21 protein-coding genes are annotated in these 25,380 nt (G+C 66.6%); 9 read left to right on the forward strand and 12 right to left on the reverse strand.

The window, feature by feature from the left end; genetic code table 11:
- Window positions 1–123 precede the first annotated feature (123 nt).
- From KHO18_RS24780 to KHO18_RS24810, 7 genes are all read right to left on the reverse strand, one after another.
- On the reverse strand, window positions 124–1,341 hold the full coding sequence (locus KHO18_RS24780) for an aromatic ring-hydroxylating oxygenase subunit alpha (protein ID WP_144196325.1): 1,218 nt from the start codon (window positions 1,339–1,341) through the stop codon (window positions 124–126).
- 92 nt (window positions 1,342–1,433) lie between these two features.
- A complete protein-coding gene (locus tag KHO18_RS24785) occupies window positions 1,434–2,186 on the reverse strand; it encodes a siderophore ferric iron reductase (protein WP_144196327.1) in 753 nt (250 codons plus the stop codon).
- Complete coding sequence (locus tag KHO18_RS24790) at window positions 2,186–4,024, reverse strand: IucA/IucC family protein (RefSeq protein ID WP_377731695.1); 1,839 nt, start codon at window positions 4,022–4,024, stop codon at window positions 2,186–2,188. Before KHO18_RS24790 ends, KHO18_RS24785 begins: the two co-directional genes overlap by 1 nt.
- A 19-nt stretch (window positions 4,025–4,043) precedes the next feature.
- Complete coding sequence (locus tag KHO18_RS24795; protein ID WP_211944071.1) at window positions 4,044–4,667, reverse strand: GNAT family N-acetyltransferase; 624 nt, start codon at window positions 4,665–4,667, stop codon at window positions 4,044–4,046.
- A complete protein-coding gene (locus KHO18_RS24800) occupies window positions 4,657–5,907 on the reverse strand; it encodes an MFS transporter (protein WP_211944072.1) in 1,251 nt (416 codons plus the stop codon). The genes KHO18_RS24795 and KHO18_RS24800 overlap by 11 nt, the downstream gene beginning before the upstream one ends.
- Window positions 5,908–5,910: 3 nt before the next feature.
- Complete coding sequence (locus KHO18_RS24805) at window positions 5,911–7,329, reverse strand: lysine N(6)-hydroxylase/L-ornithine N(5)-oxygenase family protein (RefSeq protein ID WP_211944073.1); 1,419 nt, start codon at window positions 7,327–7,329, stop codon at window positions 5,911–5,913.
- A gap of 292 nt (window positions 7,330–7,621) precedes the next feature.
- The gene (locus KHO18_RS24810) at window positions 7,622–8,179 is read right to left on the reverse strand and encodes a sigma-70 family RNA polymerase sigma factor (RefSeq protein WP_144196334.1); all 558 of its coding nucleotides are present in this window, start codon (window positions 8,177–8,179) and stop codon (window positions 7,622–7,624) included.
- Between the two features lie 378 nt (window positions 8,180–8,557).
- Here KHO18_RS24810 and KHO18_RS24815 point away from each other — a divergent pair, with 378 nt between their 5' ends.
- Entirely contained in the window at window positions 8,558–8,962 is a 405-nt protein-coding gene (locus KHO18_RS24815) for an endonuclease (protein WP_244845071.1), read from the forward strand.
- A gap of 89 nt (window positions 8,963–9,051) precedes the next feature.
- On the opposite strand, the gene KHO18_RS24820 is transcribed toward KHO18_RS24815, so the two are convergent.
- Complete coding sequence (locus KHO18_RS24820; RefSeq protein WP_244845073.1) at window positions 9,052–9,426, reverse strand: BON domain-containing protein; 375 nt, start codon at window positions 9,424–9,426, stop codon at window positions 9,052–9,054.
- 784 nt (window positions 9,427–10,210) lie between these two features.
- Here KHO18_RS24820 and KHO18_RS24825 point away from each other — a divergent pair.
- From KHO18_RS24825 to KHO18_RS24835, 3 genes are read left to right on the forward strand one after another with little or no spacing between them, the layout of a single operon-like run.
- A complete protein-coding gene (locus KHO18_RS24825) occupies window positions 10,211–11,392 on the forward strand; it encodes an efflux RND transporter periplasmic adaptor subunit (protein ID WP_144196335.1) in 1,182 nt (393 codons plus the stop codon).
- 26 nt (window positions 11,393–11,418) lie between these two features.
- The gene (locus tag KHO18_RS24830; RefSeq protein ID WP_144196336.1) at window positions 11,419–14,565 is read left to right on the forward strand and encodes an efflux RND transporter permease subunit; all 3,147 of its coding nucleotides are present in this window, start codon (window positions 11,419–11,421) and stop codon (window positions 14,563–14,565) included.
- Window positions 14,562–16,034 (forward strand): AdeC/AdeK/OprM family multidrug efflux complex outer membrane factor, encoded by a 1,473-nt coding sequence (locus KHO18_RS24835; protein WP_144196337.1) that lies wholly within the window; start codon window positions 14,562–14,564, stop codon window positions 16,032–16,034. The genes KHO18_RS24830 and KHO18_RS24835 overlap by 4 nt, the downstream gene beginning before the upstream one ends.
- 48 nt (window positions 16,035–16,082) lie before the next feature.
- On the opposite strand, the gene rocF is transcribed toward KHO18_RS24835, so the two are convergent.
- Window positions 16,083–16,985, reverse strand: a complete 903-nt coding sequence (rocF, locus tag KHO18_RS24840; protein WP_211944074.1) for an arginase — start codon at window positions 16,983–16,985, stop codon at window positions 16,083–16,085.
- A gap of 136 nt (window positions 16,986–17,121) precedes the next feature.
- Between rocF and KHO18_RS24845 the strand changes: the two genes are divergently transcribed.
- Window positions 17,122–18,741, forward strand: coding sequence for an MFS transporter (locus KHO18_RS24845; protein WP_144196339.1), 1,620 nt, complete (start codon window positions 17,122–17,124; stop codon window positions 18,739–18,741).
- A gap of 58 nt (window positions 18,742–18,799) precedes the next feature.
- Window positions 18,800–19,261 (forward strand): MarR family winged helix-turn-helix transcriptional regulator, encoded by a 462-nt coding sequence (locus tag KHO18_RS24850; protein ID WP_144196340.1) that lies wholly within the window; start codon window positions 18,800–18,802, stop codon window positions 19,259–19,261.
- Between the two features lie 21 nt (window positions 19,262–19,282).
- On the opposite strand, the gene KHO18_RS24855 is transcribed toward KHO18_RS24850, so the two are convergent.
- From KHO18_RS24855 to KHO18_RS24865, 3 genes are all read right to left on the reverse strand, one after another.
- A complete protein-coding gene (locus KHO18_RS24855; protein WP_377731626.1) occupies window positions 19,283–20,671 on the reverse strand; it encodes a cobyrinate a,c-diamide synthase in 1,389 nt (462 codons plus the stop codon).
- Between the two features lie 90 nt (window positions 20,672–20,761).
- Window positions 20,762–21,430, reverse strand: coding sequence for a response regulator (locus KHO18_RS24860; RefSeq protein ID WP_144196341.1), 669 nt, complete (start codon window positions 21,428–21,430; stop codon window positions 20,762–20,764).
- Window positions 21,431–21,774: 344 nt separating this feature from the next.
- Window positions 21,775–22,728 carry a LysR family transcriptional regulator gene (locus tag KHO18_RS24865; protein ID WP_144196342.1) on the reverse strand — a complete coding sequence of 318 codons (954 nt, stop codon included), beginning with the start codon at window positions 22,726–22,728 and terminating at the stop codon, window positions 21,775–21,777.
- A gap of 832 nt (window positions 22,729–23,560) precedes the next feature.
- Between KHO18_RS24865 and KHO18_RS24870 the strand changes: the two genes are divergently transcribed.
- The 3 genes from KHO18_RS24870 to KHO18_RS24880 all read left to right on the forward strand — a co-directional run.
- Window positions 23,561–23,854 carry a transposase gene (locus tag KHO18_RS24870; RefSeq protein ID WP_144196343.1) on the forward strand — a complete coding sequence of 98 codons (294 nt, stop codon included), beginning with the start codon at window positions 23,561–23,563 and terminating at the stop codon, window positions 23,852–23,854.
- Window positions 23,855–24,007: 153 nt separating this feature from the next.
- Window positions 24,008–24,319, forward strand: coding sequence for a hypothetical protein (locus KHO18_RS24875; protein ID WP_144196770.1), 312 nt, complete (start codon window positions 24,008–24,010; stop codon window positions 24,317–24,319).
- Between the two features lie 50 nt (window positions 24,320–24,369).
- Window positions 24,370–25,380, forward strand: a 1,011-nt coding sequence (locus KHO18_RS24880; protein WP_211944075.1) for a DUF3300 domain-containing protein, incomplete at its 3' end; no start/stop codon positions are given.

The following is a 25,380-nucleotide window of genomic DNA, read 5'->3' on the forward strand; positions in this document are numbered from 1 at the left end:
GTGAAACGACTTTGCGCCGATGATAGTGCGGACTACCCGTGTGAAAGTAGGTCATCGCCAGGCTCTTATACCCAAAACCCCCAGCCCCAAAAGGCTGGGGGTTTTGCTTTTTGGGCGTCCAATTCAGCACACGGCACGTGCAATTGGAATCGTTCGCCGTGCCGTGGCCGCTGGTTCGCGTACCGGCATCGGTGCTGCGACCGGCGTATCCATCAACTTCCGATACCAGCCGTGGAAATGACGCATGCCGTCCTCCAGCGGGGTCTGGTACGGACCCGCATCGGTCTTTCCTTGCCGATATAGCGCGCGCCGGCCGGCGTCTACGCGCTCGGCAATCTCGTCGTCCTCGATCGCTGTTTCCATATAGGCGGCGCGATGTGCTTCCACCAGTTCGCGGTCGAACGCGGCCAGCTCCTCCGGGTAATAAAACTCGATGACGTTCATCGTCTCGTGAACGCCCTTGGGATATAGCGTCGACAACACCAGCGCGTACGGGAAGACCTCGATCATATGGGTCGGATAATAGGTCGCCCAGATCGCGCCAAAGTCAGGTACGCGGCCGTCGCCGTAAGCGAGCAGTCGCTCATGCCAGGTTCGATATGTGTCGGTGCCCGCGATTTCCAGCGTCGGGTGCACGTCAATCCGCTGCACGCTGTACCAGTCTCCATATTCCCAGCTCAATCCCTCGCTATGCACGTAGCGGCCCAGTCCTGGGTGGAAGGGGCCGATATGATAGTCGTCGTTGTAGATCTCGACGAAGGTCTTCCAGTTGCAGTCGCAACGGTGCATTTCCACGTGGTCGAGTACGTAGTCGCCAAAATCGAGTTCCGGCCGGTCGAACAGGCCGCGCAGGTCGTGGGCGGCATTGCGCGGGCCCTCGAACAGGAAGCCATTCACGTTCTGGAGCGGAAAGCGCTCCAGGTTCCGGCATGGTTTTTCAGGAAATTGCGGTGCGCCGATCAACTGGCCGCTGCTGTCGTAGGTCCAGCCATGGAGCGGGCAGACGATGTTGCCGCCGCGCTCGCGCAGGTTGCCCTGGCCGTTGCCGGCAGTCGCGCCGGGTCCGTACTGGCCGAGCATGAGCGCCTGCCGATGCCGGCAGACGTTCGAGATCAATTCCACGCCATGGTCGGTGCGCACCAGGACGCGCGCGTTGTCTTCATGGCCCAGCGCGCGCCAGTCGCCCTGGTCGGGGACCATGCGGTCGTGGCCGATATAGGTCGAGCTGCGCCGGAATATGCGTTCCATTTCCATCGCAAACACATCGTCATCGCAATAACTTGCCACCGATAATTGCAGGGCCTCCGCTTCGAAGTGGGAGGACTGACTCAGATCGGACATGGGTGTTCTCCTTGCACGGATGAGCGCCGCCGCGTATGGCGGACGCATACGAGGAAAAATCAGAAAAAAGCGAGAGGTAGGACGCGGGCGGGCTAGGGCCCGTCGCGGGCAGCGAGTCGTGCCAGGCGCTCGGGCACGCGCTGGCGCGGGCAGGTGGTACACATCTCGCCGTCGGCGCGGCGATAGTGGAGGCAGCAACCCTTGCGGGCGAGCGCGAGCCGTTCTGTACCGCCGCCGTCGCGGAAGGTGAGGAAGCCGCATTCGCCGCCGAGACCGATGGCTTCGAGCCAGCGTTGTCCCAGCGCATGCATGCGCGGCGTATCCCAGTCGATGCGCTCGCGCTGCACGCACAGCAAGGCGCCGAGTACGCAATCGGCCAGCAATCTGCCGGCGGCCTTCACCGGCAGCGGGCCGACCTCCCGCCATTGCGCATGCAGCCGGGTCCAGCCTTCCGCGATCTGGCGGGCGACGCGCCGCAGCCCGTCATCCTCCGTATCGACGCGCGGCGCATGCGGCGCGACGCGGAAACCGTGGATGCCCCCCGCCTCGGTACGCTGGGACAACGCCGAGAGATCCGGCGTGCACGCACAGCAATGCACGCCGACCACGCCGAGGTACACCGGCTGCCAGATATGCAATCCCCACGCACGAAGTGACCAATAGTGGGCTCCGGCTTCGGGGTGATGCGCGCCGAGGTGCCGCACCATCGGTGCGATGTCCCCGGCGCGTGCCTCACTCCACGCGCGCCCGTCGCCGATCTCGCCGATCGTGCCGTCGAGTCCCGGCACCACGCGCGCCGCCGTGGCCAACAGTGCGTGGAGCCGGTCCGGCGCGGGCGCGAGCATCAGGCAGCCGCCTTGACGTCGGCGGAGCGGGCGCGGCCGGCCACCGGGTTGGGCAGGGACCCCGCCATGGTCAGGCTCGACGCCGGATCTGCCAGGTTCACCATCTGCAGATTGTTCTTGAGCTGCAGCCGGTTCAGGCACGAGTGCAGGAAGTCCGGCGCGAAGAAGTCGTAGCGCGCAAACTTGTGCTGCAACTCGGGATGCGCCGCCTGGTAGTCGTGCGCGCTGTCGGCCACCACCTGCCAGAAATCATCCTCGGAGCAGCTGCCGCCCTCCACCAGGATCTGCGCCATGTGCCGGAACACGCCGTCGAATACGTCGATGAAGATACCGAGCAGCTTGTAGTTCTCGGGCACGTCCACGGCGAGCCGCTGGATGCCTTCGGGCAGCACCGCGTCCTTGTTCAGGATGGCCGACTCCTCCGCGATGTCCTTCATGAACACGCGCGTGACGGTGTGGCCCTCCAGCACCAGGATCAGGTTCTCGCAGTGCGGCATGAACACAAGGTCGTGCGCGTAGAAGCAGTGCATCAGCGGTTCGAGATAGGCACGCAGGTACTGGCGCAGCCACGTCCGCGCGGAGAGCCCCGAGCGGCGGATCAGCGCCGGCAGCAGGGCGTCGCCCTGCGGGTCGGTGTGGAGCAGCGCGGCCATCGTCATCAGCCGCTCGCCCTCGCGGAGCTTGCCGAGCGGGCTTTCACGCCAGAGCGCGGACAGCATCTTCTTGTAGGGGCTGTCCATCTCGAGCGCAGCCTCGTAGTAGCGGTTGCGATAGCCGACGGACGCCACCTCGCGCAGGATGCTGAAGCCGTAGCCGCGCAGCGTGGCATCGTCGTTGATCAGTCCGTCCAGAAAGGCGTTGATGGCGGGCGTGCCAGCCATGTAGTACGGCGACAGCCCGCGCATGAAGCCCATGTTCAGTACCGACAGCGAGGTCTTCACATAGCACTTGTCCGGCCGGGACGCGTTGAAGTACGTGCGCACCGACTGCTGGGCGGTGTACAGGTCGTCGCTGTAGCCGAGTGGGATGATCTTGCGATTGGCCACATCGGCGGCAAACGCGATGCTGAGCTTGTTGAACCACTGCCACGGGTGGGCCGGCATGTAGAGGTAATCCTCGGGCGCCACGTCGGCCGCCTCCAGCGCCTGGCGGAACGCGGCCAGGCGGGCTTCGCCCAGTTCGCTCGCCATGTGGGCCTCGTAGTCCAGCCCGGGAATGCTGGCGAAGTGGGCGTTGTCACGATGCACTGCCAGCCAGATCACGGCGAAGCGCGAGCCGGTTTCCGGGGCGAAGGCGCGGTAGTCCTCGGCATCGAAGCCCAGCCGGCCGTTGTTCGCCACGAAGCCCGGATGGCCTTCGATCATCGCCCACTCATAGGTCTGGAAGTCCGCGTCGAGCAGGGTCTCGGCGCTCGGCGCCTGCGGGTTGTGCTTGTAGGCGGCGCCGAACAGGGTGCTGCTGATCTCGTCCAGGTAGATCGGCAGCTTGTCGGCGGGAATGCCGAGCGTGTGCTTGAAGTCGTTGATGAAGGTCAGCGCGTCCAGCGGCGCGTTGGCGCCGTCGAGCACGCGCTCGATGCTGGCCGGGTCGATGCGCCAGTGGCGCAGGGCCATCGGCTGGCCGTCGAAGGTGTAGTGGCAGTTGGGCGTGTCGGCGTCGATGCGGTAGCGGGTCCAGCCGTCTGCATCGGCCGCGCCTTGCGCCGCCGGCGTGATGACCACCTCGTGCGCGTATTCGGCGATGGCCTTGCGCACGAGCAGGCGGTTCACCTTGGCCCAGACGGCCGGTTCGAGGTGGCTGATCACGTGGCGCGGCTCGCGCGTGGTCTGGGCTTGCAGCGTGGCGTGGATGGTGGCGTCAAGCGGGGCGTTCATCGGTGAAATCTCCTCGGATGGATCGTTCGAAATCGGGGCGGGTGCAGAAGGCCAGCCAGGCGGTCTTCGGCGGCAGGGTGATCTGGCGGTCGTAGGCGAAGCCCACAGCGCGGTTCAGGGCATGGACCTTGTCGTTGCGCGCGTCGGGCTCCACCACTACGCGCTGGGCGCCCAGCGCGTAGAAGGTGTGCGCCATGACGTGGCGCAGCACGTCGCGCGTGAAGTGGCGGATCGGCGCGGCCGGCGGGCCGACGAAGAAATGCATGCCGATGTCGCTGGCGCGCGGCGCGAAGTGCGCGCCCACGGGCTCGTGCGCAGGGTCGTAGCATTCGATCAGGAAGGCCGGTGCCCCTTCGCAGAGACCCATGTAGGCGCCGCCGTGGCCGCTCGCGAGCAGGTCCGCGTAGAAGCGGCGGGTCTCGTCCAGCGTCAGGTCCTGCATGTTCCAGAAGCGCGCGTAGTCCATGGTGAACCAGCGATGGAGCAGGCCGATGTCATGGTCGAGCGACAGCGCCCGGATCGTCATGCCCGGATGGAGCGACGGGCGCAGCGCGGCCGGAATCGGCTCCGCGCCGCCATGGGTGATGTCCCAGCGGTCAGCTTGCATGGGGCGCTCCGGCAAGTCCGGCGGTGTCCGCCGCATCGGTCTCAGGCAGCGCGGCCGGCGCCGCGTGGCGGCGATCCACGCCGAAGGCCCAGCGGTCCAGCGCGGCGGTCAGCAGCATGCCGGCAGCGGCCAGCACGAAGGTGACCTCGATGCCGAAGCGGCTCACGATCAGCCCGGCGCCGAACGACGACAACAGCACCCCCAGGTTCTGGAAGAAGTTGGCGATGCTGAAGTCCTTGGCGTAGGCGTTCGGTGTGCTCACCTTGAACAGCGTGACCTCAAGCTTCACGATGACCTGGAACAGCGACCACCCGTACAGGCAGCGCCCGATCAGCACCAGCGCCGGTGACGGCGCCGCCTGCAACAGCAGGCCCACCGTGCCAAGCAGCAGGTTGCCGAGCGTATGGTCGAGCAGCTTGCGCCCGTCCCGCGTGGCCCGCTTGTTGGCGATCAGCGCCACCAGTGCGACTACGCCCGGAATCGCGAACACCAGTCCCGTCAGCATCTGGTTGTGCATGCCGGAGATCTGCTCCCAGTACACCGAGAAGAACGGGCGGACGAGGTAGGCGCTGAAGTCGAACAGCAGCATCAACAGGCTCAGGCGCAGGATCAGCCCCAGCGTGCCGCGCCGCGCCGCGCTGGCAGGACTGCCCGCCGCCGGCTGGGCCGCATCGGTGCCCAGCACGCGCACCACCCGGCCGGTGCGGATCAGGTAGATGCACAGCGCCATCTGTACGAAGTCGCCGGCGGCCATCATCCACAGGCAGGTGCGCGGGCCGAACTGCTGGAGTGCCATCCCGCCCGCCATCGCCCCGAAGATGCCGCCGATATGCACCACCACCGACAGCAGGCCGATGGTGGCGCCGTGCGCCTCGGCTTTCTCGAGCCGCATCAGGTACGGGAACATCAGCAGGTAGCTGCTCTTGGTCATGAACATCAGCATGGTCAGCACCCAGAAGGCGGTGACCGTCTCCGCCCACGCGCTCAGCGCGCCGAAGGTGCCGGCCACGAGCTGGGTGTAGACCAGCAGGTGCATGGTCTCCACACGCCGCGCCACGCGCGCCCAGAACGGCAGCGTGCACATCACGGCGATGGAGATGGCGGCGATGTAGGCGCCCACGTGCACCGGGCTGGTGATGCCGTAGCGCACTTCGAAGAACTGCGGGTAGAACGCGATCAGGATGGCGTCGCTGATGACGCCAAACGCGGACATGATGACGATGGTGAGTCGCAGGCTCATGATCTATCCCGCCACCGTGACCCATTGCGCCAGCGCCGGCTGCGGCGGATGGGCCGGCAGGGGCGTGCCATTGCCGGGGGCCGGCACGGTTGCCGCGGCTTCCGCCGCCTCGATCCGCTCGAAGCCGCTGTTGGCGCGCGGGGCGAAGTCCTGGAACGTGGTGCGTGCCTCGGCGCGATAGTGGTCCACGCCGGTCAGCGCGTACAGCAGCCGCGCATTGCGATGGCAAGCCATGCCCAGGTCCGGGTTGGTCAGGCCGTGGCTGTGGAAGCCCGCGTTCTGCACGAAAATCTCGTCGCCATGCACGTCCACCGCGAAGTTGCGCGCCTGCTGGTAGCGCCCAGCCGCGTCCCAGCGGATGCGTTCGCGAATGCCGTCGATGAAGGCCGGCACGCGATGCGTGTAGCCGGTGGCCATGACCACACCGTCGGCCACGTGGCGGTAGGCGTCGCCCAGGTCCATGTGGCGGAACGTCATCTCGTACTGCCGCGCGGCGAGGTCGAAGCGCATGCCGTCCAGCGCGAGGTTGGTCAGCAGTTGCGTGCGGGCCCCGGCGCGGTGGCGCTTTTCGTCGAGCGTGTCGTAGATCTGGTCGATCAGCGTCTTGTTGATGCCGTTGTAGATGCTGCGCTGGTCCTCCAGCACGCGCGTCTTCACGGACTCGCCCAGGTCGTAGAAGTGGTCGCTGTAGGCGGGCGAGATCAGCTCCAGCGTGAGCTTGGCGTTTTCCATCTGGAAGAAGCGCGGCGAGCGGGTCACCCAGTTCAGCGTGTAGCCGTGGGTGTCGCAGTCCTTGAGCAGGTCGTGATAGACCTCGGCGCCGCTCTGGCCACTGCCGATGACGGTGATGGTGCGGCGCTGCTGGAGCCAGCGCTTGTTGGCGAGATAGGCGGAGGTGTGGATCGGCGCATGCTCGCCCGCGCAGCAGGCGGGCAGGTTCGGCGTGCTGCCGATGCCGAGCACGAGCCGCCGCGCGCGATGCCGGAACGGCGTGCCGGTGTGGGTGTCGACGCCGCTCACCACATAGCCGGGCAGGGACGGGTCGTGGCGGATGTCGAGCACGTCCTGCCGATAGCGCACGTTGGGCAGCTGCCCGGCGGCCCACTTGCAGTAGCGGTCGTATTCCTGACGCGTCAGGTAGAAGTTCTCGCGGATGTAGTAGTGGTAGATGCGGCCCTGCTGCTTGCAGTAGTTCAGGTAGCTGAAGCGGCTGGTGGGGTCTGCCATCGACACGAGGTCGGCCAGGAACGGGTTCTGCAACGTCGTGCCGTCCACGAGCATGCCCGTGTGCCAGCCGAACGCTTCCTTCTTCTCGAGGAACAGGCTGCGTACGCCGGGCAGCGGATCGGCCAGGCACGCGAGGCCGAGATTGAACGGGCCCAGTCCGACGCCGATAAAGTCATAAGGATCTTCATTGCTCATGTTTAGCCCTGGTGGATCGCGAAAACAGAAAGGCTTCCGCAGTGGAAGGGGGGATATCCATCAAGACGAATGGCCTCGTAATTCGTTTAGTTCGGCCATGTCATTCACTTAAAACATGCGGGGCTGTGCGGGCTCGCGTCATCAAAGCCGTGCTACGCGTGCACGGGCACGCGCGAGGCACGCATGACGCGTGCACGTGTGGCGTTTCAGGAAAACGGATGGAGGGCGGCGCGCGTGGCATCCGCCGCGCGTCCGCAGGGGCAGCGCGCGACGTGCATCGCGCAGCCGCGCATCAGCGCGCGATATTCATCGCGCTGAGGGCGCTGCGCGCATCCTGGAGGATGAAGTTGACCATCGTGGCCGAGATGCCCAGCCGCTCGGCAATGCGCTTCTGCGTCTGGTCCTCGTAGTAGTACTGCACCACGGCGTCGCGCGTGCGCGAGGGCAGGCGCCGCATCGCGTCACGCAGGCAGGTGGCCTGCTCCTGCGCCATCGCGATGCAGTCCGGCGAGTTGGTGTCGAGCGGTGCGTCCTGCTCGGGAACGTCGCCGATGAAAAGCCGCTTCTCCAATTGTTGGCGCCGGTAGCTATCCAGCGCGAGATTGCGCACCACCCGGCTGATGTAGCTGGCCTCGCAGCGCAAGGCTTCGGGGCAGGGGTCCTGGCAGAGCTTGAGAAACGCGTCGTGCAACACGTCCTCGGCCTGACAGGGGCAGCCCAGAATGCGGGTGGCCACGTGTAGCAGGCTGCGCCGTTGGGCGATGAAGGTGTGGAGAACCGTGCCGGGCGCATCGTGCGCAGGGGGTGTGTCCGCGCGGGCAGGGGGCGTGCGATCGTCGATCACTGTCATGTGAACTCCATGGGAAGGGCCATGCGTTCCCCTGGCGGGGATGTACCGTTTTCAACGAGGCGCCCATCCTAAAGTAAATGCGAATCGTTCTTATTAATGACCGCGCCGTACAAGTGGTCACTGAGGACGAAACCTGAACACAGACTTAAATACCGTGATATGCGGGAAAGATACGTCTTGTTACACGCACGTTGCCGACAAGACGCCAATGCACGGCTTACCCAGCGGTTGTAATTCCGGTGCGCCGGTCAGCCGGCACGCGGCCTCCGGGGCGCCTGGCACCGCACGTGAGCGACCGGCACGGCTTTCGCTACGTCATGAAGGGAGCGGTGGCGATTTCCTTCGCGCCGCAATCGATTCGCCATGTGGAGGTAAGCCATGAAGACGATGAAGACGATGCGGGCCAGCAGTGTGTTGGCCGCCGGAGCGCTGGCGTTGATGTCGGTGTCGGCCCTTGCGCAGATGACGCCGGGCCCGCGCGACCCGTACACGCAGGGCGGTGCAACGGCCACGCCGGTCGATCCCTCGACCAGCGGCGCGCGTGCGGGGGACAAGTTCGATCCGTATTCGCAGGGCGCCGTGCAATCGACGCGGCAGGATCTGGCCCCGCAGCAACAGCAGCAGATGCAGATGCCTTCGCAAAAGTACGATCTTGTGCCGGGCGCGGCGACCACGAGCAATCGCAGTTACGGCACGGCCGCCTATCAGGGCGACATGCGCTGGACCACGCCGAACCTCGGCCGGCCCCTCGGCGAGCGCAACCGCTATCTCGATGGCGCCTGATCGTCGATCGGATCGACAATAAGAAACGCCCCCGGTCAAACGGGGGCGTTTCTTATTGCAGCTACGCCACAAATATCTGGTCGATCGGATCAGGGTACCGTCGTCGCCGCACGCATCTCATCGGATACGGCGGTCACCCCGCGCACCTCCCTGGCGGCCTGCAAGGCCAGCGCGCGCTGGGATTCATTGCGGACGGTGCCTTCCAGCCGCACCACGCCGTCCACGGTGTTGACGGTGATCCGCTGGGCATCGAGCCCCTTGGCCGAGGCGAGCCGCGCCTTGACGTTCGACGTGATTGCGTTGTCCGTGGCCGCGGCGGTGTCGCGCGGCGCGGCGGTACGGCCGGTCGATGACGGTGTGTCGGCATCGGCACCCGCCGCCGACACCAGTACCGGTGTCGTCACGGTGACGACGGCCAGCGAGCCGGCGACAATCAATACGCCGGGTAGCATGCGCACTTTCATGATGACGTCTCCTAGTCTCTGGATGTGCTCTGGATGTGCGTCAAGGCGCAAGAAGCATTCCATTGGGCGGCGTCCTACATGGCTGCGGACAGTGCGCTTGCCGGTCAAGGGGATCGGTCTCCGGCGCTGTAAAAGTGACGCATAATGCGCTCAAATGGGCGCGATTCAGTTACCTGCTCTGTATTTCAGTGCATTACACGACAAGTTCTGTCATCCAGATTCTTCTTCAAGCTGGTACGATGACGCGCAACTCGTCATTCGGCTATGGAACTAGTTGCAATCCCGTGAGCCGAATGCTGCATTGCATCACGACGGCGACGGCTTCCCTGGAGGAGACGGTTGTCTTTACCCTAATACATCGGGTGCCGCCGTGCAGTGCAGACATTACCGTGGCAATGCGCCGCCAGCAGGCATCGGGAAAACCGATTATTGTGGCGGCCGGCAAGACGTAGCGCGACGTTCAGATCGGCGCACGGGCTTGCGCGAAGCACGGTGATCCGGACAAGCGAAGCAACGTGCAGGACATTTCAGAATACGGGGAGCAGGGCGGTTCCACGAACCTCCTGCGGCCGGATACGCGCGCGCGGCGCGGCCGGTCTTGTGTTTTCCTCCAGGCCAGCAAATGGCGAAAGCAGGGGCCCATGGCGACAATCCGCTGAACCCGACGACCGAATTTCGTGCCGGCGACCCGGCACGCCACTTGCGTCCACGCGCTGCGCCGTGGCGCCCGCCTGGTCTACGGGGCCAGGCCACATCATTCCGTTTCATCCTCGAGGAAATCGCTATGCAAGCAATGCGCGCCAGGCGTGCTTTGATTCCGGGCATGCTGGCCATCGCCGTCTCGGTCCTTGCCGCCTGTGGCAAGGAAAACAAGCCGCCCGCAGCCCAGACGCCCGAAGTGAAGGTGGTCACGCTGAAGGACGAGACCGTGACGCTCGACTCGTCGCTGCCGGGCCGGACCACCGCCTTCCGTATCGCCGAAGTCCGCCCGCAGGTGGACGGCATCATCCTGAAGCGGCTGTTCGTGGAAGGCTCCGACGTCAAGCAGGGCCAGCAGCTGTACCAGATCGACCCCGCCACCTATGAAGCCACGGCCAAGAGCGCCGATGCCACGCTGGCGTCGGCGCGCCTGCTGGCGGAGCGCTATGGGCGGCTGGTGGGCGACGAAGCAGTCAGCAAGCAGCAGCACGATGAAGCCAAGGCTGCCTACCTGCAGGCCCAGTCGACGGCGGACCGCGCCCATATCGACCTGCGCTACACCAAGGTGCTGTCCCCGATCTCGGGCCGCATCGGCCGCTCGGTGGTCACCGAGGGAGCGCTGGTCACCAACGGCCAGGCCACCGCGCTGACCACCGTGCAGCAGTTGGACCCCATCTACGTGGATGTGACGCAACCGTCCACCACGCTGCTGCGGCTGCGGCGCGAACTGGCCGACGGCCGGCTTCAGGCCGCCGGCACCAATGCTGCCAGGGTGACGCTGAAGCTCGAGGATGGCAGCACCTACCCGGAGGCGGGCCGGCTGGAGTTCTCCGAGGTGTCCGTGGACCCGAGCACCGGTTCCGTCACCCTGCGCGCCGTGTTCCCGAACCCGCGCCACGAACTGCTCCCGGGCATGTTCGTGCACGCGCGGCTGGCCGAAGGCGTGAAGACCTCGGCCATCCTGGCGCCACAGCGCGGCGTCACGCGCGACCTCAAGGGCCAGGCCACCTCGCTGGTGGTCAATGCCAACAATGAAGTCGAGCAGCGCGTGCTGAAGACCGACCGGACGATTGGCGACAAGTGGCTGGTCACGGACGGCCTGAAGGCCGGCGACCGCGTCATCGTGGAAGGCCTCCAGTTCGTGCGCCCCGGCGCCAAGGTCAAGGCCACGGAAGCCCCCGCCACCGCCACCGCCGCTACGGCCCCCAATGCCAATGCCGCCTCGGCCCCGGCCGCCGCTTCCGCGCCTGGCGCGGCCAAGTCCTGACCGGGACCGACGCATGAGGAATCGCCATGTCTAATTTCTTCATCGACCGGCCGATCTTTGCCTGGGTGATCGCGCTGGTCATCATGCTGGCTGGCGGGCTGGCCATCCGGTCGCTGCCCATCAACCAGTACCCGGCCATCGCGCCGCCGACCATCGCCATTTCGGTGAACTACCCCGGCGCGTCCGCGCAGACCGTGCAGGACACGGTGGTGCAGGTCATCGAACAGCAGATGAACGGGCTGGACAAGCTGCGCTATATCTCGTCGGAGTCGAACTCCGACGGCAGCATGACCATTACCGTGACGTTCGAGCAGGGCACCAGCCCGGACATCGCCCAGGTGCAGGTCCAGAACAAGCTCGCGCTGGCCACGCCGCTGCTGCCGCAGGAAGTGCAGCAGCAGGGTATCCGCGTGACCAAGTCCGTGCGGAACTTCCTGGTCATCGTCGGCCTGGTGTCGACCGACCCGAGCCTGACGCGGGAGGATCTGTCCAACTACATCGTCTCGAACCTCCAGGACCCGATCTCGCGGACCGCTGGCGTGGGTGACTTCCAGGTCTTCGGCTCGCAGTACGCCATGCGCATCTGGCTGGACCCGGCCCGGCTCAACAGCTACCAGCTGGCGCCGCTGGACGTGAGCAACGCCATCAAGGCGCAGAACGTGCAGGTGGCCTCCGGCCAGCTGGGCGGCCTGCCGGCCGTGCGCGGGCAGCAGCTCAACGCGTCGGTGATCGGCAAGACCCGTCTCCAGACCGCCGAGCAGTTCGGCAACATCCTGCTGAAGGTCAACCCGGACGGCTCGCAGGTGCGCCTCAAGGACGTGGCCGACGTGGGCCTGGGCGGCCAGGACTACAACATCAACGCGCAGTACAACGGCCGCCCGGCCTCGGGTATCGCCATCCGGCTGGCCTCGGGCGCCAACGCGCTGGATACCGTGAAGGCCATCCGCGCCACGCTGAACCAGCTCGAGCCGTCGTTCCCGGCGGGCATGCAGGTGGTGTTCCCGTACGACACGACCCCGGTCATCGCCGATTCGATCCACGAAGTGGTGAAGACGCTGCTCGAAGCCATCGTGCTCGTGTTCCTGGTGATGTACCTGTTCCTGCAGAACTTCCGCGCCACGCTGATCCCGACGATCGCCGTGCCGGTGGTGCTGCTGGGCACCTTCGGCGTGCTGGCCGCGTTCGGCTACTCGATCAACACTCTGACGATGTTCGGCATGGTGCTCGCCATCGGCCTGCTGGTGGACGATGCCATCGTGGTGGTGGAGAACGTCGAGCGGGTGATGTCCGAGGAGGGGCTGGGGCCGAAGGAGGCCGCCCGGAAGTCGATGGGGCAGATCCAGGGCGCGCTGGTCGGTATCGCGCTGGTGCTGTCGGCCGTGTTCCTGCCGATGGCGTTCTTCGGCGGCTCCACGGGCGTGATCTACCGCCAGTTCTCGATCACGATCGTCTCGGCGATGGTGCTCTCGGTGCTGGTGGCGCTGATTTTGACCCCGGCGCTGTGCGCGACCATGCTCAAGCCGATCGAGCGCGGCGACCACGGCGAGCACAAGAAGGGCTTCTTCGGCTGGTTCAACCGCAGCTTCATCCGCTCCACGCAGCGCTATGAGCGCAGCGTGGTCGGCATTCTGAAGCGGCGCGTGCCCTACCTGATCATCTACGTGCTGATCGTGGCGGGCATGGCCTTCCTGTTCACGCGCATCCCCACCTCGTTCCTGCCGGAAGAAGACCAGGGCGTGCTCTACGCCCAGGTGCAGACCCCGGCCGGCGCCACGGCGGAGCGCACGCAGGCGGTGCTCGACCAGATGCGGAACTACCTGCTCAACGACGAGGGCAAGATCGTCAGCTCGCTTTTCACCGTGAACGGCTTCAACTTCGCCGGCCGCGGCCAGAGCTCGGGCCTGGCGTTCATCCTGCTCAAGCCGTTCAAGGAGCGCGAGGGCGACGCCACCAGCGTGTTCGACCTGACCAAGCGCGCCCAGGCGAAGTTCAGCACCTTCCGTGACTCGCTGGCTTTCGCCTTCGCGCCGCCGGCAGTGCAGGAGCTGGGCAACGCCACCGGCTTCGACTTCTACATGCAGGACCAGGCCGGCCTGGGGCATGACGCGCTGATGGAGGCCCGCAACAAGTTCCTGGCGCTGGCCGCCAAGGACCCGGCGCTGCAACGCGTGCGTCCGAACGGGCTGAACGACGAGCCGCAGTACCAGCTCGAGATCGACGACGAGCGCGCCCGCGCGCAAGGCGTGTCGCTGGCGGACATCAACAGCACCATCTCCATCGCCTGGGGCTCCAGCTACGTGAACGACTTCATCGACCGCGGTCGCGTGAAGCGCGTCTACCTGCAGGGCCGCCCCAACGCGCGCATGAATCCGGAAGATCTGGACAAATGGTACGTGCGCAACGACAAGGGCGACATGGTGGCGTTCTCGACCTTCGCCACCGGCAAGTGGGGCTATGGCTCGCCCAAGCTCCAGCGCTACAACGGCGTGCCGGCGGTGGAAATCCTCGGCGAACCGGCGGCGGGCAAGAGTTCCGGCGAGGCCATGGCCGCGGTGGAAGCCATCATGAAGCAGATGCCGCAGGGCATTGCCTACTCGTGGACCGGCCTGTCGTACGAAGAGCGGCTGTCGGGTTCGCAGGCGCCGGCGCTCTACGCGCTGTCCCTGCTGGTGGTGTTCCTGTGCCTGGCCGCGCTGTATGAAAGCTGGGCGATTCCGTTCTCGGTGATGCTGGTGGTGCCGCTCGGCGTGGTCGGCGCGCTGCTGGCGACGATTGGCCGGGGCTTGTCCAACGACGTGTTCTTCCAGGTGGGCCTGCTGACGACCATCGGCCTGTCCGCCAAGAACGCGATCCTGATCGTGGAATTCGCCAAGGAGTTGCACGAGCAGGGCAAGAGTCTGGTCGATGCAGCCGTGGAGGCGTGCCGGATGCGCCTGCGGCCCATCATCATGACCTCGCTGGCGTTCATCCTCGGCGTGTTCCCGCTGGCGGTGTCGCAAGGCGCCGGCTCGGGCAGCCAGCACGCCATCGGTACCGGCGTGATCGGCGGCATGATCACGGCCACGGTGCTGGCCATCTTCTGGGTGCCGCTGTTCTTCGTGGTGGTGAACGCGCTCAAGGAACGCCGCGAGAAGCACCATTCCTCCTCCCTGGAAAAGGGAGCCAAAGCATGAGAAAAACGCTAATCAGCATGGCCGTCGCCGCCACCACGGCGCTCGCGGGGTGCAGCCTGATCCCGACCTACGAGCGTCCGGCGGCGCCGGTGGAGGCCGCCTATCCGCAGGGCGATGCCTACCCGGCCGCCAACGGCGCCGGCCAGGTGCCGCCGGCTGCGGAACTGGGCTGGCGCGACTACTTCGCCGACCCGCGCCTGCAGCGGCTGATCGAAGTCGCCCTGCAGAACAACCGCAACCTGCGCGTGGCGGCCCTGAACATGGAGGCGTACCGCGCGCAGTACCGCATCCAGCGCGCGGACCTGTTCCCGCAGGTGGGCGTGGCGGCAGAGGGCACGCGGCAGCGCGTGCCGGCCGGCCTCTCCAGCACGGGCCAGCGGGTCATCAGCAGCTCGTATGGCGTGTCGCTGGGTACCACGGTGTGGGAGATCGACCTGTTCGGCCGGCTGCGCAGCCTGAGCCAGGCGGCGCTGGAGCAGTACTTCGCCAGCGACGAAGCCCGCCGCAGCACGCACATCGCGCTGGTGGCCAGCGTGGCCAACGCCTACCTGACGCTGCGTGCCGACGAGGCGCAGCTGAAGCTGACGCGCGAGACACTGGCGACCTACGAGCGCACCTACAACCTCACGCGCCGCAGCTATGAGGAAGGCATTTCCTCGCGGCTGGACCTGCGCCAGTCGCAGACCCAGGTGGAGAACGCGCGGGCCTCGCTCGCCCGCTACACGCGGCTGGTGGCGCAGGACACCAACGCGCTGACGCTGTTGCTCGGTGCGAGCCTGCCGGCAGACCTGCCCGAAGGGCTGCCGCTCGACGGCAAGCTCGTGGCGGACGTGCCGGCGGGTTTGCCCTCGGACCTGCTCCAGAACCGTCCGGACATCCTGGCCGCCGAGCACCGCCTGCTGTCGGCCAACGCCGATATCGGCGCGGCGCGCGCGGCGTTCTTCCCGAGCATCTCGCTGACCGCCTCGGCGGGCACGGCGAGCCGCCAGCTGTCGGGGCTGTTCGATGCCGGTTCCGGCACGTGGCTGTTCTCGCCGCAGATCAACCTGCCGATCTTCACGGCGGGCAGCCTGAGCGCCAGCCTGGACTACGCGCGGATCCAGAAGGACATCAACGTGGCGACGTACGAACAGACCGTGCAGTCGGCCTTCCGCGAGGTGGCGGACGGGCTGGCGGCGCGCGGCACGTACACGGAGCAGCTTGAGGCGCAGGTGCGCCTCGTCGAGGCGAGCCGGGACTACTTCCAGCTCGCCGAGGGCCGCTATCGCACCGGGGTAGACAACTACCTGACGCTGCTCGACGCGCAGCGGCAGCTGTTCGCGCAGCAACAGGTGCTGATCGACTCGCGCCTCAACCAGCTGACCAGCGAGGTCAATCTGTACAAGGCGCTGGGCGGTGGGTGGAACGAGGTGACGGCACAGGCGGCGGATAACGCCGGCGCCGCCGGCACGCGCCCCAGCGGCAGCTAGCCGACCCGCAGGACAACCCTCTCCCGTCCGCGGGAGGGGGGTCCGGCGTTACAGCGTCGACTTCCCGAACAAGCTCTCCAGCAGGTCTACCACCAGCTCGGCCGTCTGGTTGTGGACGTCCCGGGCCGGGTTCAGCTCCAGCACATCGAGCGACCCCAGCGCCCCGGTATCCTCGATCATCTCCAGCGCCAGATGCGCCTCCCGATACGTCGGCCCGCCGCGTACCGGCGTGCCCACCCCCGGCGCGATCTGCGCATCCAGGAAATCCACATCGAAGCTGACATGCAGATGCGTATTCGCGTCGATGCCGGCGAGCGCCTGCTCCATCGTCTGGCGCATGCCGTTTTCGTCGATATAGCGCATGTCGTAGACCGTCAGCCCCAGCTCGCGCAGGCGCAGCTTCTCCCCGGCATCCACGCTGCGGATGCCCACCTGGCGGATCGACCGGGGCGACATGGCCGGCGTGACGCCGCTCAGGGCGGTCAGCGGCGCGGGGCCGTCGCCGCACAGGCAGGCCACCGGCATGCCGTGGATATTGCCCGTGGGACTGGTGCTGCCGGTGTTGGCATCGGCGTGGGCATCGAGCCATAGCACCAGCAACCGCTTGCCGGTCTCGCGGCAGTGGCGCGCGGCGGCGCTGATCGAGCCGATGGCCAGGCAGTGGTCGCCGCCCATCAGCAGCGGCATCCGGCCACTGGCGAAGCAGCCATAGGCGGCGTCGAACACCAGCCGGTTCCAGGCCAGCACTTCCTGCAGGTGGCGCATGCCGTCGACGGGAAGCTGGCCGGGGTTGCCCGGGCCGCTCAGGTTGCCAAAGTCGGTCACCTGCAGCCCGTTGCGGGCCAGCGCCCCGGCAATCTCGGCCACGCGCAAGGCCTCGGGCCCCATCGAGGTGCCGCGAATGCTGGCGCCCACATCGGTGGGCGCGCCAATCAGCGTGACAGGCTGCATGACAGACTCCAGGGGTTGCGGCTCCCACTCATATTAGGTGTTGTGCCGCCGCCGCTCCATGGCGACATGTGCCCTGCAAATTAAGGAAATTTCGACCTATAATCATTGACCACACAACGATTGATCGGGCAATAGAATGACTTCCGCGTCACAAGAAGGGCAGGGCGCTCCACATTCGTCCGGCAACGGGCAAGTCCTGCCGTTCCGGGAATCGCTGCTGGCGATGATCGGCATCGCCTTCGTGGTGATGCTCGTGGCGCTGGACCAGACCGTGGTGGCCACCGCGCTGCCGACGGTGGTCGCCGAACTGCAGGGCTTCGAGTACTACGCCTGGGTGGCCACGGCCTACCTGCTGACCTCGGTCGTCACCGTGCCGATCTTCGGCCGGCTGGGCGACTACTACGGCCGCAAGCCATTCGTGCTGGTGTCGATCGTGGTCTTCCTGGTGGCCTCGGTGCTGTGCGGCATGGCGCCCAGCATGCCGTTCCTCGTGGCGGCACGCGCGCTGCAGGGCATTGGCGGGGGCATGCTCGTCGGCACCGCTTTCGCCTGTATTCCCGATCTGTTCCCGGACCCGCACGTGCGCCTGCGCTGGCAGGTGATGATGAGCACCGCGTTCGGGCTTGCCAACGCCATCGGCCCGTCCATGGGCGGCGTGCTGACTGAATGGTATGGCTGGCGTGCCGTCTTCTATATCAACGTGCCGGTGGGCCTGCTCGGCCTGTTGTTCGCGTGGCGATACCTGCCGCACCTGCGCCATCAGGCGCACAAGGGGCAGGGGCCGATTCGGGTGGACTGGCTGGGTGCGCTGCTGATTGCGGCGGGGCTCGGCTGCCTCCAGCTTTCGGTGGAATGGCTGCCCGAGCGCGGGCTGGACATCGTGACGATTGGCCTGGCCGTGCTGTCCGTGGCCTCGTTCGTCGGCCTCTGGCAGTGGTCGCACCGGGCGGCGGACCCCCTGCTGCCGCTCGACATGTTCCGCAATCCGGCGCTGGCCTCGCTGTTCGTGCTTGGCGTGCTGGGCGGTTTTGCCATGTTCGCGCTGCTGCTCTACGCACCGCTGCTGTTCCAGGGCGGGTTTGGCTATTCGCCGAAGGAAGCCGGGCTGCTGGTGACGCCGATGGTGGTCTGCATCACCATCGGCAGCATTCTCAATGGCCGCATCATCACGCGCATTCCGGTGCCGAACAGCATGCTTTATGCGGGATTCGCACTGCTGGCGCTGGCTTGCCTCGGTTTGTCGCAGGCCACGCGCGGCATGCATCACACGGTGCTGCTCGGTACCATGCTGCTGGCCGGTCTCGGGCTCGGCTTCGTGCTGCCGAACCTGACCGTGTTCGCCCAGCAGACGGCGGGCCGCGCGCACCTCGGCATTGCAACGGCGATGTTGCAATCGTTGCGGATGGTGGGCGGCATGGTCGGTACCGCGCTGGTTGGCACCATGGTCACGCGCAGCTATACCGGCGGCGTGGAGCGCGCCTTGCAGGCGGCCGGCGCGTCGGACTGGGCCGGGCGGATGACCGACCCCCAGATCCTGATCGACAAGGCCGCGCAAGCAGAATTGCTGACCAATCTCCAGGAGGCAGGGCACAATGGAGCCCTGCTGCTCGAGCAGGCGCGCGTATCGCTCGTCGGGGCCATCCATCTTGGCCTGCTCGTGGCGGCGATTGCGGCCCTGGTGGGGCTCTGGTGCGTGCGCCGGGTCCCGCCCGTGACGCTGACGCGGGTGCAGGAGCCCGCGATGGCAGCTGATTGATCCGCCTGAGATCACGGCGCCCCCGTGGATGCAAGCGTCCGCCTAAAGGAGATTTGGAGTGGAACTGGAGCGACAAAGCCTGGCCGTATTGCAACAGTTTGGACGCACTTACCGCGCTTACGCGGCGGCGTTCGAGCAGCGCATCGGTCATCCGCTGCCGCGCTGGCGCATCTTGTCCGCGCTGCATGGCCACGATGGCCCCATCGCACAAAAGCCGCTGGCGGACCGTGTTGGCATGGACCCCGGCGCCCTCACACGCCAGTTGAAGGCGTTGCAGGAGCTGGGCTGGATCGAGCGCACCACGAGCGAGCGCGACAATCGCATGACCAATGTCACGCTGACCCCGCTCGGGCGCGATATCGTCGATCAGGCCCTGCCGCGCCGCTCGGCCTTCCTTCAGGACGTGCTGGCCGATGTGTCCGAGACGACCATGCACAACCTCTCCAAGGGTTTGGCGCAGCTCGAGGCGGGGATTGCCGATGCGGCGGCCCGCACCCTGGCCGAGCGCGACGCCGCCTGAGCCCGCCCCCCGTCCCTTTCGCTACCCCGCCTTCCCGCCCAGCAGCGCCGCAATGGCCAGCGGGTTGGTCGGAAAATACAGATGCACGTATGACGCCGTGAGCGAGCCGGTCTGGTAGACCGCCTCGCCGGGCGCGCCATCGCGCGGGGATACCGCCCGCACCACCGGCTCCAGCGGCGAATCGGTCTTCGAATAGTGGAAGGTATGGCCGCGCAGGGGTTCGTCGCCATCGGGCATCAGACCCGGCAACGTCACGGCCTGATGCCCGATGGCGGCGAGCCGCCGTTGCATCGTCACCGTGCCCGGCAGCAGGCCGGCCATCTGGTGGCTGACGCCCTCCTTGTCCACCAGTGTGTCGAACAGCGCCATCATGCCGCCGCACTCGGCCAATATCGGCAAGCCGTCCGCGTGGGCGCGCCGCAGGGCTGCGCGCATGTCGGCATTGGCCGCGAGCGTGGTGCCATGCAACTCCGGATAGCCGCCGGGCAGCCACAGCGCGTCGCAGGCGGGCAGGGTGCGGTCGCGCAGCGGCGAGAACCACACCACATTGGCGCCCAGCGCGAAGAGCGTGTCCACATTGGCGGGATAGATAAAGCGGAACGCGTCGTCGCGGGCAATCGCCACGGTCTTGCGCGCCAGCGGGCGCGGGCCGGGTGCGGTCGGAGCCGCGGGGGCTGGGAAAGACACGGCTGGGGGTAACTGGCCGATCGGCAAGGCTTCGAGGGCGTCCGCCATGCGGTCGAGGCGGTCGATCAGGTCTGGCAGCTCGTCGGCGCTGAACAGGCCCAGATGGCGCTCGGGCAGGCTCGCCGCGGCGTCGCGCGCCAGCGCGCCGGCCCAGCCGATGTCCGCCGGCAGGCTTTCGCGCAGCAAGTCGGCGTGGCGTGCCGTGCCGACCCCGTTTGCCAGCACCCGCATCGGCGGCAGCGGCGCGCCGTAGTGCGCCAGCCCGTGGGCCAGCGCGCCGAAGGTCTGGGCCATGGCGCCGGCCTGGATCACGGCCAGCACGGGCAGGCCGAAGCGCCGCGCCACGTCGGCGCTGCTCGGCGTGCCGTCGTGCAGGCCCATCACGCCTTCCACGAGGATCAGGTCGGCCACTGCCGCCGCCTCGGCCAGCCGCGCGCGCGCGTCGGCCTCGCCGGTCATCCAGAGATCGATCGAATGCACCGGCGCCCCGCTGGCCGCCGCCAGCAGCGTTGGGTCGAGGAAATCCGGGCCAGTCTTGAATACGCGTACGGTGCGACCCTGGCGGGCATGCAGCCGGGCCAGCGCGGCCGTGACGGTGGTCTTGCCTTGCCCGGAAGCCGGGGCGGCCACGAGCAGGGTGGGTACGGCGCGGCCGGGGGTGCCGGCGGGCGGTGGGGTGGTGGTTGCGGGATGGTGTTCAGGCATGTCGGGTAGGTGGCGCATGACAACGGTGTCATACGACGAAATCGATTATAGCGAGCGGTTGCCACGGCTATGGCTTCAGTCCTTCTTCAGTTTTTCTTCAATTTGGCCTCAGTTCCGTCCTAGGGGTAGGACCACGCCCTGCAGCGCCGCGCACTCGAACAGTTCGCGGTCGTTGCTGACACCAAGCTTGTGCATCGCGCAGTTCTTCTGCCGGCTGATGGTCTTCACGCTGCGGCACAGCGTGGCGGCGATCTCCGTGACCGTGCGCCCGGTCAGGTAGAGCCGCAGGACCTCGGTTTCGCGCGCGGACAGGCGCTGCACGCCGTTGCGCCCACACGGCAGCATGGTGCGCAGCTCGGTGGGCGCCAGCGCGCGCAGGGCGGATTTACCGATGTAGGTGAAGCCGCGCTGCGCCCGGGCGATGGCGGTAACGATTTCGGTCAATGGGCAATCCTTGAGCAGCAGGCCATGCACGTGCGCGTCCAGGATCGTGCGCAGGACCAGTGGATTGGTGATCATCGTCAGCACGATGATCGACAACGCGGGGTAGCGCCGCCGCAGGCTGGTGATCAGCCGTACGCCGTCCAGTTCCGCGGGGCCGGGCATGTGGTAGTCCGTGACCACGACGTCGGGCTGCAGTATTTCCACCTGATGATGCAGTTCTGTCGCACTTGCCACTTCCCCGCAGACTTCCCAACCCGTCTGTGTCTGCAAGCTCGCGCGGATTGCCGCCGTGATGACGGGATGGTCGTCGGCCAGCAAGATCCTCAATGTCATCCAATGCCTCCTGTGCACATGGGTCCGATACGACTTTGGCAGGCGTGAAAAAAGGCGCCGCACGCGGGAGGGCGTGCGGCGCGAACACGCAGTAGCTGCGTGCACGCGTGCGCGTGGGCCAAACGGGATACGACCCGGCACACGACAATGCCCGCTGAGATTAATGCGGACTCCTGCGCAAATGATTTGAGACGATTCGGAAAATGCAGGCTCCTGTGAGCCGGGACTTGCGCTTGTGCGGAAAGGGATGGCCGGAAAGGAAAGACCCCGCGCGGCGGTTGCCGCGCGGGGTCTGAGGGTGTCTGGGTGGGTGTCCCGGCGCGGGGGCGCCGGGGGCGCGCGCGTCAGGCCACCGCCAGACGGCGTGTCTCTGGCCGGCCCTGCCGGCGGTTCTCGATGGCACGGATGGGGTCCCGCAGCACGGCGGCACCCACGTCCATGATGTCGCGCAACGCCACGCGGTCCGGGGTTTGCTCGGCGGTCCAGAACTGGAGCGAGGCCCAGCCCGGGAAGCTGCCCGGCGGCGCCAGCAGGCGCGTCTTGCGGTCGCGCGTGACCAGCGGCACGTTGAAGTCGAGTACCGGGCAGATGCCGCCGGCCGCGTGCAACAGCGTGATCTGCGTGTGCCAGGAGGGCACCACGGTCTCCCGATGTCCCGGCGTATTGGCCTGCCGGGCCAGGAACGCACGCAGCGGGCTGCCGGCCTCGCAGTCTTCCTGCAGCAGGATCCAGTCGCTCTCCGCGTCGTCGGGGCCATGGGCGCGCGCCGCGCTGACCAGCCGGCGCGGTGTGGCAAGGATGCTGTGCGGCATCACACCGTCCGGCACGGTGGCGCCATCCACCACGAAGGCGCAATCGAGCTCACCGGTGTCCAGGTTGCCGGCCAGCGAGGCATCGGCGATGACCGGCCGAGTGACGAAACTGTCCTGGGGAAACTGCTCGCACAGCGTGCTGAGGATCTCGGTGATGACCGGATCGCCAATTGATGATGAAAAACCAATGGAAATACGACGTCCGCTGGGGCCAGGTTGCGCGCTTTCGGCCAGCGGACGCACCAGCAGATTCCACTTGGCCAGAATCTGCCTGGCAGTATGCTCGAGCCGCAGCGCGTGGGGTGTCGGCTCCAGCGTGCCATTGCGCTTGACGAACAGCGCGTCGCCGGTGATCTCGCGCAACCGGGCGAGGCTATAGGCTACGGTAGGGACACGGCCCTGGGTGCAGGCCGCCACCGCGTTGAGGTCCCGATACTCCATCAACAGGACAAAGACGTGCAAAAGCTTGGTGCTGACGTGCCGCATGCTGACTTCTCCCGATCCAGATTGTTGATTTTATTTTTTGTGGGCACTACGGAAGTTGCGACTTCCTGCCTGTGTGGTCGCGGCTTGAAAAGCGCGTCGGCACCCCCGTGCCGGACCAAGCCGAAACTGCCAGGACTCATGAACTACCAGAGGGCGGGAAAATGCAAAGGGTCAAGAGTCGCCCGGGTTACCGAAATCTGCAGTGCATGCCACGAGTTCGTCGCGCAACTCCAGATCGTTGCGTGGCGCGTGGCGGTTAGCAGTGGTCCCCTTCTTCCTCAGGCCGGTTGGCGGCGGCAATGAAATCCGCGCCGGTAGTCGCCTGTCCAAAAGCGCGCTGTGGCACTCTTTGCAGGCGTTTCGAAATTTAGTTGGTGCCGAGGAATCTTAATACATCATTTAGCAAACTACTAGGAACACGGTTCGAATCCTGACAATTCGCGCACGCATGTCCAGCCTTATGTCCGGACAATCAGACAACGCGAAATCCCTGCCTGGCGCGGCTTGCAGGGCGGCGGCCACTCTGCACGACCGGTGTTTGCGAGAATGCGCCCACAGTGCCTGAAGGGTTTGAAGCGACTGTCCGGCAGTGGGTGATGGCATGAATTTGTCCAATTTGGAATACCGAAATTTGCGCCATTTTCCTGTCAGCATCGGACGTGCCTGACGCGGACTCGGACCACGCGCGGCACGTGGCCGGGTCGTTAATTTGCTTAACTCGCGCTGCAAAGACACTGAATTCCTTTTGCCCGGGCATTGGGCTACCTTACCGGCAGGGTGGGCAGGCCGCGTACCTGCGCGGGGCGGGCGCTTGGCAAGCGGAGGCATTCGGATGAACAGACGCTATTCGGAGGAGCAGATCCGCATGTACCTGGCCGAGGCCGCCAGCGGGGTGCCCGTGCGGGAGCTCTGCGCGCGCTATGGTTTCAGCGATGCGTCGTTCTACGGATGGCGCGCGAAGTACGGCCCGGCACGCGAATCCGATGTGCCGGACGGGCGCCGGCTGCGCCAGTTGCAGCAGGAGAACGCGCGACTTAAGAGTATGCTTGCGGACGCACTGCTCAAGCTCGAGCTGCTGCGCAACCGTACCGGCCGCAATGGCGATGGCAACGGCAAGGACCGCTAGCGCGTAGCGCGGGTCGCCGTTGTCTGGGCGTGCGGGCCGGTGTTTATCGTCATGGCGATGCGTGCGTGCCTCGCCAGCAGTTTCCGGAGTTTCCTGGTGAAGCCGTTTTTCGTAGCGTGGGGTGTGGGTATTGGGCTGGTGATGACAGCGGGCATGGCATGGGCGCAGACGCCGCCGGTGGACCCGGGCACGCCGATGATCGCGCCGCCGCCCCCACGCATGCTCGACCCGGCCACGGCGACGCTCAACGGCGAGGGCCCCACGCCGGGCGTCTCGCAGCGCGAGCACTGCCGTCAGCTGCTGGACCAGCTCAACGGCCTGTCCAAGGCGCCGCAGCAGTGGGAACAGGGCAAGTCGTCCGTGACTACCGCCGATGGCCGCACCTATTCCACGCTGGAGCGCGCACCTGATCGCAAGCGGCTGGAAGAGGCTTATCGCCAGGAGTGCGCGCAGTCGGCCAGGTAGTCCCCCTCGTTTGTCCTTGTCCGCCCTCATCCGTCATTGTGGGAGCCAATATGTACCGGTTGCGACGTATTCTGGCGTGGTGCTGTGGATGGATGCTGTTGCTCGGCGGCGGGGCCGCCTGGGCGCAGGCCAAGCTCGACAATGCGCATCTCGACCAGTTGCTGGCACCCGTGGCGCTCTATCCCGATGCGCTGCTGTCGCAGGTGCTGATGGCGTCGACCTACCCGGCCGATGTGGCCGCGGCGGCGGAGTGGTCGAAGGCCAACGCCAGTCGCTCCGGCGACGCGGCGACCAAGGCGGTGGCCAACGAGCAGTGGGACCCTAGCGTGCAGTCGCTCGTCGCGTTCCCATCCGTGATGGACATGATGGGCCGCCAGCCGCAATGGGTAAACTCGGTGGGCGATGCCTTTCTCGCCCAGCCCGATGACGTGATGGACTCGGTGCAGCGCCTGCGCGTGCAGGCGCAGAAGGCCGGCACGCTGAAGACCACCGAGCAGCAGAAGGTGGTGACGCAGCAGTCTGGCGGCACGACCATCGTGCAGATCGAGCCTGCCAATCCGCAAGTGGTCTACGTGCCGACCTACAACCCGACCGTGGTCTACGGCGCGTGGCCCTATCCGGCCTATCCGCCGGCCTACTATCCGCCGCCTCCCGGGTCGGTCTTCGCCAGCGCCCTGGTGGCGGGCGTGGGCTTTGGCCTTGGCGTGGCCGCCGTCAATTCACTGTGGGGCGGGTTCAACTGGAACTCGCACGACGTGAACATCAACGTCAATCGCTACAACAATATCAATGTGAACCAGCGGCTCGACGTGAACCGCTCCAACGTGAACTGGCAGCACAATCCGGCCAATCGCGGCAATGTGCCGTACAAGAATTCGAATGTGGCGAACCGGTTCGACGCGCAGCGGCAGCAAGGGCTGGCCAACCGGCAGGTGGGGCAGGCGGGGCAGGGCGGGCAGCGGCTTGGGCAGGGTGGCCCGGGCGGCCGGCCCACGCCACAGGCGGGCTCGCGCGATGCCGCGCGTGACCGCGCCGCGCAATCGTTCCAGGGCCGCACGGGC

This window comes from Cupriavidus campinensis, from assembly GCF_905397395.1.
GTDB lineage: Bacteria > Pseudomonadota > Gammaproteobacteria > Burkholderiales > Burkholderiaceae > Cupriavidus > Cupriavidus campinensis.

Excerpts from the sequence above, each read along its gene's own strand:
- KHO18_RS24780 (WP_144196325.1), bottom strand. The coding sequence starts at position 1,341 with ATGTCCGATCTGAGTCAGTCCTCCCACTTCGAAGCGGAGGCCCTGCAA.
- KHO18_RS24785 (WP_144196327.1), bottom strand. The coding sequence starts at position 2,186 with ATGCTCGCGCCCGCGCCGGACCGGCTCCACGCACTGTTGGCCACGGCG.
- KHO18_RS24795 (WP_211944071.1), bottom strand. The coding sequence starts at position 4,667 with ATGCAAGCTGACCGCTGGGACATCACCCATGGCGGCGCGGAGCCGATT.
- KHO18_RS24800 (WP_211944072.1), bottom strand. The coding sequence starts at position 5,907 with ATGAGCCTGCGACTCACCATCGTCATCATGTCCGCGTTTGGCGTCATC.
- KHO18_RS24805 (WP_211944073.1), bottom strand. The coding sequence starts at position 7,329 with ATGAGCAATGAAGATCCTTATGACTTTATCGGCGTCGGACTGGGCCCG.
- KHO18_RS24810 (WP_144196334.1), bottom strand. The coding sequence starts at position 8,179 with ATGACAGTGATCGACGATCGCACGCCCCCTGCCCGCGCGGACACACCC.
- KHO18_RS24815 (WP_244845071.1), top strand. The coding sequence starts at position 8,558 with ATGAAGACGATGAAGACGATGCGGGCCAGCAGTGTGTTGGCCGCCGGA.
- KHO18_RS24820 (WP_244845073.1), bottom strand. The coding sequence starts at position 9,426 with ATGAAAGTGCGCATGCTACCCGGCGTATTGATTGTCGCCGGCTCGCTG.
- KHO18_RS24825 (WP_144196335.1), top strand. The coding sequence starts at position 10,211 with ATGCAAGCAATGCGCGCCAGGCGTGCTTTGATTCCGGGCATGCTGGCC.
- KHO18_RS24830 (WP_144196336.1), top strand. The coding sequence starts at position 11,419 with ATGTCTAATTTCTTCATCGACCGGCCGATCTTTGCCTGGGTGATCGCG.
- KHO18_RS24835 (WP_144196337.1), top strand. The coding sequence starts at position 14,562 with ATGAGAAAAACGCTAATCAGCATGGCCGTCGCCGCCACCACGGCGCTC.
- rocF (WP_211944074.1), bottom strand. The coding sequence starts at position 16,985 with ATGCAGCCTGTCACGCTGATTGGCGCGCCCACCGATGTGGGCGCCAGC.
- KHO18_RS24845 (WP_144196339.1), top strand. The coding sequence starts at position 17,122 with ATGACTTCCGCGTCACAAGAAGGGCAGGGCGCTCCACATTCGTCCGGC.
- KHO18_RS24855 (WP_377731626.1), bottom strand. The coding sequence starts at position 20,671 with ATGCGCCACCTACCCGACATGCCTGAACACCATCCCGCAACCACCACC.
- KHO18_RS24860 (WP_144196341.1), bottom strand. The coding sequence starts at position 21,430 with ATGACATTGAGGATCTTGCTGGCCGACGACCATCCCGTCATCACGGCG.
- KHO18_RS24865 (WP_144196342.1), bottom strand. The coding sequence starts at position 22,728 with ATGCGGCACGTCAGCACCAAGCTTTTGCACGTCTTTGTCCTGTTGATG.
- KHO18_RS24870 (WP_144196343.1), top strand. The coding sequence starts at position 23,561 with ATGAACAGACGCTATTCGGAGGAGCAGATCCGCATGTACCTGGCCGAG.
- KHO18_RS24875 (WP_144196770.1), top strand. The coding sequence starts at position 24,008 with ATGGCATGGGCGCAGACGCCGCCGGTGGACCCGGGCACGCCGATGATC.